General features: G+C 52.1%; 5 protein-coding genes and 3 pseudogenes. 4 read left to right on the top strand and 4 right to left on the bottom strand.

What is annotated here, in order from left to right:
* A pseudogene (locus tag GV764_RS06855) lies at positions 1-119 on the bottom strand (Arm DNA-binding domain-containing protein); the annotation flags it as partial.
* A gap of 329 nt (positions 120-448) precedes the next feature.
* Here GV764_RS06855 and sul2 point away from each other — a divergent pair.
* The 3 genes from sul2 to GV764_RS06835 are packed head-to-tail and all read left to right on the top strand — an operon-like array spanning position 449 to position 2,964.
* Positions 449-1,264 carry a sulfonamide-resistant dihydropteroate synthase Sul2 gene (sul2, locus tag GV764_RS06845; protein ID WP_001043260.1) on the top strand — a complete coding sequence of 272 codons (816 nt, stop codon included), beginning with the start codon at positions 449-451 and terminating at the stop codon, positions 1,262-1,264.
* Between the two features lie 60 nt (positions 1,265-1,324).
* Positions 1,325-2,128: an aminoglycoside O-phosphotransferase APH(3'')-Ib gene (gene aph(3'')-Ib, locus GV764_RS06840; RefSeq protein ID WP_001082319.1), complete on the top strand. Its 804-nt coding sequence runs from the start codon at positions 1,325-1,327 to the stop codon at positions 2,126-2,128.
* Complete coding sequence (locus tag GV764_RS06835) at positions 2,128-2,964, top strand: aminoglycoside O-phosphotransferase APH(6)-Id (RefSeq protein ID WP_000480968.1); 837 nt, start codon at positions 2,128-2,130, stop codon at positions 2,962-2,964. The genes aph(3'')-Ib and GV764_RS06835 overlap by 1 nt, the downstream gene beginning before the upstream one ends.
* A 106-nt stretch (positions 2,965-3,070) precedes the next feature.
* On the opposite strand, the pseudogene GV764_RS06830 reads toward GV764_RS06835, so the two are convergent.
* From GV764_RS06830 to GV764_RS06820, 3 genes and pseudogenes are all read right to left on the bottom strand, one after another.
* Positions 3,071-3,475, bottom strand: a pseudogene (locus tag GV764_RS06830) (IS91 family transposase); the annotation flags it as partial.
* A 209-nt stretch (positions 3,476-3,684) separates the two neighbouring features.
* Positions 3,685-4,545, bottom strand: coding sequence for a broad-spectrum class A beta-lactamase TEM-1 (locus GV764_RS06825; RefSeq protein WP_000027057.1), 861 nt, complete (start codon positions 4,543-4,545; stop codon positions 3,685-3,687).
* Between the two features lie 182 nt (positions 4,546-4,727).
* Positions 4,728-5,285 carry a recombinase family protein gene (locus tag GV764_RS06820; RefSeq protein ID WP_001235713.1) on the bottom strand — a complete coding sequence of 186 codons (558 nt, stop codon included), beginning with the start codon at positions 5,283-5,285 and terminating at the stop codon, positions 4,728-4,730.
* A 163-nt stretch (positions 5,286-5,448) separates the two neighbouring features.
* Between GV764_RS06820 and GV764_RS06815 the strand changes: the two are divergent.
* Positions 5,449-5,655 (top strand): annotated as a pseudogene (locus GV764_RS06815) (DUF4158 domain-containing protein); the annotation flags it as partial.
* Between the last annotated feature and the right edge of the window lie 36 nt (positions 5,656-5,691).

The raw sequence follows: 5,691 nt of genomic DNA, 5'->3' as shown, positions 1-5,691 counted from the left end.
CGGGAGTGACCATAGATTCCGTTTTCTGAGGCGACCCCCACATAGAGACCTTCCCGGTCATTCACTTTGTAGAGTTTGTCCCTGGGCTTGAGATTGCGCAGCTTGGTATCGGTCAGCATGTACCTTGTCCTTCTTCGTCTCCGATACCCACTCTATTGTAAACAAGACATTTTTATCTTTTATATTCAATGGCTTATTTTCCTGCTAATTGGTAATACCATGAAAAATACCATGCTCAGAAAAGGCTTAACAATATTTTGAAAAATTGCCTACTGAGCGCTGCCGCACAGCTCCATAGGCCGCTTTCCTGGCTTTGCTTCCAGATGTATGCTATTCTGCTCCTGCAGCTAATGGAGCACCGCAAACAGGTTACTCGCCTGGGGATTCCCTTTCGACCCGAGCATCCGTATGAGACTCATGCTCGATTATTATTATTATAGAAGCCCCCATGAATAAATCGCTCATCATTTTCGGCATCGTCAACATAACCTCGGACAGTTTCTCCGATGGAGGCCGGTATCTGGCGCCAGACGCAGCCATTGCGCAGGCGCGTAAGCTGATGGCCGAGGGGGCAGATGTGATCGACCTCGGTCCGGCATCCAGCAATCCCGACGCCGCGCCTGTTTCGTCCGACACAGAAATCGCGCGTATCGCGCCGGTGCTGGACGCGCTCAAGGCAGATGGCATTCCCGTCTCGCTCGACAGTTATCAACCCGCGACGCAAGCCTATGCCTTGTCGCGTGGTGTGGCCTATCTCAATGATATTCGCGGTTTTCCAGACGCTGCGTTCTATCCGCAATTGGCGAAATCATCTGCCAAACTCGTCGTTATGCATTCGGTGCAAGACGGGCAGGCAGATCGGCGCGAGGCACCCGCTGGCGACATCATGGATCACATTGCGGCGTTCTTTGACGCGCGCATCGCGGCGCTGACGGGTGCCGGTATCAAACGCAACCGCCTTGTCCTTGATCCCGGCATGGGGTTTTTTCTGGGGGCTGCTCCCGAAACCTCGCTCTCGGTGCTGGCGCGGTTCGATGAATTGCGGCTGCGCTTCGATTTGCCGGTGCTTCTGTCTGTTTCGCGCAAATCCTTTCTGCGCGCGCTCACAGGCCGTGGTCCGGGGGATGTCGGGGCCGCGACACTCGCTGCAGAGCTTGCCGCCGCCGCAGGTGGAGCTGACTTCATCCGCACACACGAGCCGCGCCCCTTGCGCGACGGGCTGGCGGTATTGGCGGCGCTGAAAGAAACCGCAAGAATTCGTTAACTGCACATTCGGGATATTTCTCTATATTCGCGCTTCATCAGAAAACTGAAGGAACCTCCATTGAATCGAACTAATATTTTTTTTGGTGAATCGCATTCTGACTGGTTGCCTGTCAGAGGCGGAGAATCTGGTGATTTTGTTTTTCGACGTGGTGACGGGCATGCCTTCGCGAAAATCGCACCTGCTTCCCGCCGCGGTGAGCTCGCTGGAGAGCGTGACCGCCTCATTTGGCTCAAAGGTCGAGGTGTGGCTTGCCCCGAGGTCATCAACTGGCAGGAGGAACAGGAGGGTGCATGCTTGGTGATAACGGCAATTCCGGGAGTACCGGCGGCTGATCTGTCTGGAGCGGATTTGCTCAAAGCGTGGCCGTCAATGGGGCAGCAACTTGGCGCTGTTCACAGCCTATCGGTTGATCAATGTCCGTTTGAGCGCAGGCTGTCGCGAATGTTCGGACGCGCCGTTGATGTGGTGTCCCGCAATGCCGTCAATCCCGACTTCTTACCGGACGAGGACAAGAGTACGCCGCAGCTCGATCTTTTGGCTCGTGTCGAACGAGAGCTACCGGTGCGGCTCGACCAAGAGCGCACCGATATGGTTGTTTGCCATGGTGATCCCTGCATGCCGAACTTCATGGTGGACCCTAAAACTCTTCAATGCACGGGTCTGATCGACCTTGGGCGGCTCGGAACAGCAGATCGCTATGCCGATTTGGCACTCATGATTGCTAACGCCGAAGAGAACTGGGCAGCGCCAGATGAAGCAGAGCGCGCCTTCGCTGTCCTATTCAATGTATTGGGGATCGAAGCCCCCGACCGCGAACGCCTTGCCTTCTATCTGCGATTGGACCCTCTGACTTGGGGTTGATGTTCATGCCGCCTGTTTTTCCTGCTCATTGGCACGTTTCGCAACCTGTTCTCATTGCGGACACCTTTTCCAGCCTCGTTTGGAAAGTTTCATTGCCAGACGGGACTCCTGCAATCGTCAAGGGATTGAAACCTATAGAAGACATTGCTGATGAACTGCGCGGGGCCGACTATCTGGTATGGCGCAATGGGAGGGGAGCAGTCCGGTTGCTCGGTCGTGAGAACAATCTGATGTTGCTCGAATATGCCGGGGAGCGAATGCTCTCTCACATCGTTGCCGAGCACGGCGACTACCAGGCGACCGAAATTGCAGCGGAACTAATGGCGAAGCTGTATGCCGCATCTGAGGAACCCCTGCCTTCTGCCCTTCTCCCGATCCGGGATCGCTTTGCAGCTTTGTTTCAGCGGGCGCGCGATGATCAAAACGCAGGTTGTCAAACTGACTACGTCCACGCGGCGATTATAGCCGATCAAATGATGAGCAATGCCTCGGAACTGCGTGGGCTACATGGCGATCTGCATCATGAAAACATCATGTTCTCCAGTCGCGGCTGGCTGGTGATAGATCCCGTCGGTCTGGTCGGTGAAGTGGGCTTTGGCGCCGCCAATATGTTCTACGATCCGGCTGACAGAGACGACCTTTGTCTCGATCCTAGACGCATTGCACAGATGGCGGACGCATTCTCTCGTGCGCTGGACGTCGATCCGCGTCGCCTGCTCGACCAGGCGTACGCTTATGGGTGCCTTTCCGCAGCTTGGAACGCGGATGGAGAAGAGGAGCAACGCGATCTAGCTATCGCGGCCGCGATCAAGCAGGTGCGACAGACGTCATACTAGATATCAAGCGACTTCTCCTATCCCCTGGGAACACATCAATCTCACCGGAGAATATCGCTGGCCAAAGCCTTAGCGTAGGATTCCGCCCCTTCCCGCAAACGACCCCAAACAGGAAACGCAGCTGAAACGGGAAGCTCAACACCCACTGACGCATGGGTTGTTCAGGCAGTACTTCATCAACCAGCAAGGCGGCACTTTCGGCCATCCGCCGCGCCCCACAGCTCGGGCAGAAACCGCGACGCTTACAGCTGAAAGCGACCAGGTGCTCGGCGTGGCAAGACTCGCAGCGAACCCGTAGAAAGCCATGCTCCAGCCGCCCGCATTGGAGAAATTCTTCAAATTCCCGTTGCACATAGCCCGGCAATTCCTTTCCCTGCTCTGCCATAAGCGCAGCGAATGCCGGGTAATACTCGTCAACGATCTGATAGAGAAGGGTTTGCTCGGGTCGGTGGCTCTGGTAACGACCAGTATCCCGATCCCGGCTGGCCGTCCTGGCCGCAACATGAGGCATGTTCCGCGTCCTTGCAATACTGTGTTTACATACAGTCTATCGCTTAGCGGAAAGTTCTTTTAGGGGTCTGACGCTCAGTGGAACGAAAACTCACGTTAAGGGATTTTGGTCATGAGATTATCAAAAAGGATCTTCACCTAGATCCTTTTAAATTAAAAATGAAGTTTTAAATCAATCTAAAGTATATATGAGTAAACTTGGTCTGACAGTTACCAATGCTTAATCAGTGAGGCACCTATCTCAGCGATCTGTCTATTTCGTTCATCCATAGTTGCCTGACTCCCCGTCGTGTAGATAACTACGATACGGGAGGGCTTACCATCTGGCCCCAGTGCTGCAATGATACCGCGAGACCCACGCTCACCGGCTCCAGATTTATCAGCAATAAACCAGCCAGCCGGAAGGGCCGAGCGCAGAAGTGGTCCTGCAACTTTATCCGCCTCCATCCAGTCTATTAATTGTTGCCGGGAAGCTAGAGTAAGTAGTTCGCCAGTTAATAGTTTGCGCAACGTTGTTGCCATTGCTGCAGGCATCGTGGTGTCACGCTCGTCGTTTGGTATGGCTTCATTCAGCTCCGGTTCCCAACGATCAAGGCGAGTTACATGATCCCCCATGTTGTGCAAAAAAGCGGTTAGCTCCTTCGGTCCTCCGATCGTTGTCAGAAGTAAGTTGGCAGCAGTGTTATCACTCATGGTTATGGCAGCACTGCATAATTCTCTTACTGTCATGCCATCCGTAAGATGCTTTTCTGTGACTGGTGAGTACTCAACCAAGTCATTCTGAGAATAGTGTATGCGGCGACCGAGTTGCTCTTGCCCGGCGTCAACACGGGATAATACCGCACCACATAGCAGAACTTTAAAAGTGCTCATCATTGGAAAACGTTCTTCGGGGCGAAAACTCTCAAGGATCTTACCGCTGTTGAGATCCAGTTCGATGTAACCCACTCGTGCACCCAACTGATCTTCAGCATCTTTTACTTTCACCAGCGTTTCTGGGTGAGCAAAAACAGGAAGGCAAAATGCCGCAAAAAAGGGAATAAGGGCGACACGAAAATGTTGAATACTCATACTCTTCCTTTTTCAATATTATTGAAGCATTTACCAGGGTTATTGTCTCATGAGCGGATACATATTTGAATGTATTTAGAAAAATAAACAAATAGGGGTTCCGCGCACATTTCCCCGAAAAGTGCCACCTGACGTCTAAGAAACCATTATTATCATGACATTAACCTATAAAAATAGGCGTATCACGAGGCCCTTTCGTCTTCAAGAATTTTATAAACCGTGGAGCGGGCAATACTGAGCTGATGAGCAATTTCCGTTGCACCAGTGCCCTTCTGATGAAGCGTCAGCACGACGTTCCTGTCCACGGTACGCCTGCGGCCAAATTTGATTCCTTTCAGCTTTGCTTCCTGTCGGCCCTCATTCGTGCGTTCTAGGATCCTCCGGCGTTCAGCCTGTGCCACAGCCGACAGGATGGTGACCACCATTTGCCCCATATCACCGTCGGTACTGATCCCGTCATCAATGAACCGGACTGCCACGCCCTGAGCGTCAAATTCCTTTATCAGTTGGATCATATCGGCAGTGTCGCGGCCAAGACGGTCGAGCTTCTTAACCAGAATGACATCACCTTCCTCCACCTTCATCCTCAGCAAATCCAGCCCTTCCCGGTCTGTTGAACTGCCGGATGCCTTATCGGTAAATATACGGTTTGCTTTCACACCTGCGTCTTTGAGTGCTCTGACCTGAAGATCAAGAGACTGCTGACTGGTTGAGACCCGAGCGTAACCAAAAAGTCGCATAAAAATGTACCTTAAATCGAATATCGGACAACTCATGTCTATTATTACAAATTTACGATTTAATAGACATATTAATGTAACAGTTTTACGATGTCCGATAATTTATAACATTTCGTACGGTTGGAAAAATGTTACTAAATGCCCGTCAGGCAGGGAGGCCGATATGCCCGTTGACTTTCTGACCACTGAGCAGACTGAAAGCTATGGCAGATTCACCGGTGAACCGGATGAGCTTCAGCTGGCACGATATTTTCACCTTGATGAAGCAGACAAGGAATTTATCGGAAAAAGCAGAGGTGATCACAACCGTCTGGGCATTGCCCTGCAAATTGGATGTGTCCGTTTTCTGGGCACCTTCCTCACCGATATGAATCATACCTAGATTCTACGTCAGTACTTCAAAAAG

The organism is Atlantibacter hermannii (assembly GCF_009907385.1).
Lineage (GTDB): Bacteria > Pseudomonadota > Gammaproteobacteria > Enterobacterales > Enterobacteriaceae > Atlantibacter > Atlantibacter hermannii_A.
The sequence above is the reverse complement of the archived record's forward strand: the minus strand, read 5'-3'. Positions and strand labels throughout refer to the sequence as shown.

Excerpts from the sequence above, each read along its gene's own strand:
- GV764_RS06835 (WP_000480968.1), top strand. The coding sequence starts at position 2,128 with ATGTTCATGCCGCCTGTTTTTCCTGCTCATTGGCACGTTTCGCAACCT.
- GV764_RS06820 (WP_001235713.1), bottom strand. The coding sequence starts at position 5,285 with ATGCGACTTTTTGGTTACGCTCGGGTCTCAACCAGTCAGCAGTCTCTT.
- sul2 (WP_001043260.1), top strand. The coding sequence starts at position 449 with ATGAATAAATCGCTCATCATTTTCGGCATCGTCAACATAACCTCGGAC.
- GV764_RS06825 (WP_000027057.1), bottom strand. The coding sequence starts at position 4,545 with ATGAGTATTCAACATTTTCGTGTCGCCCTTATTCCCTTTTTTGCGGCA.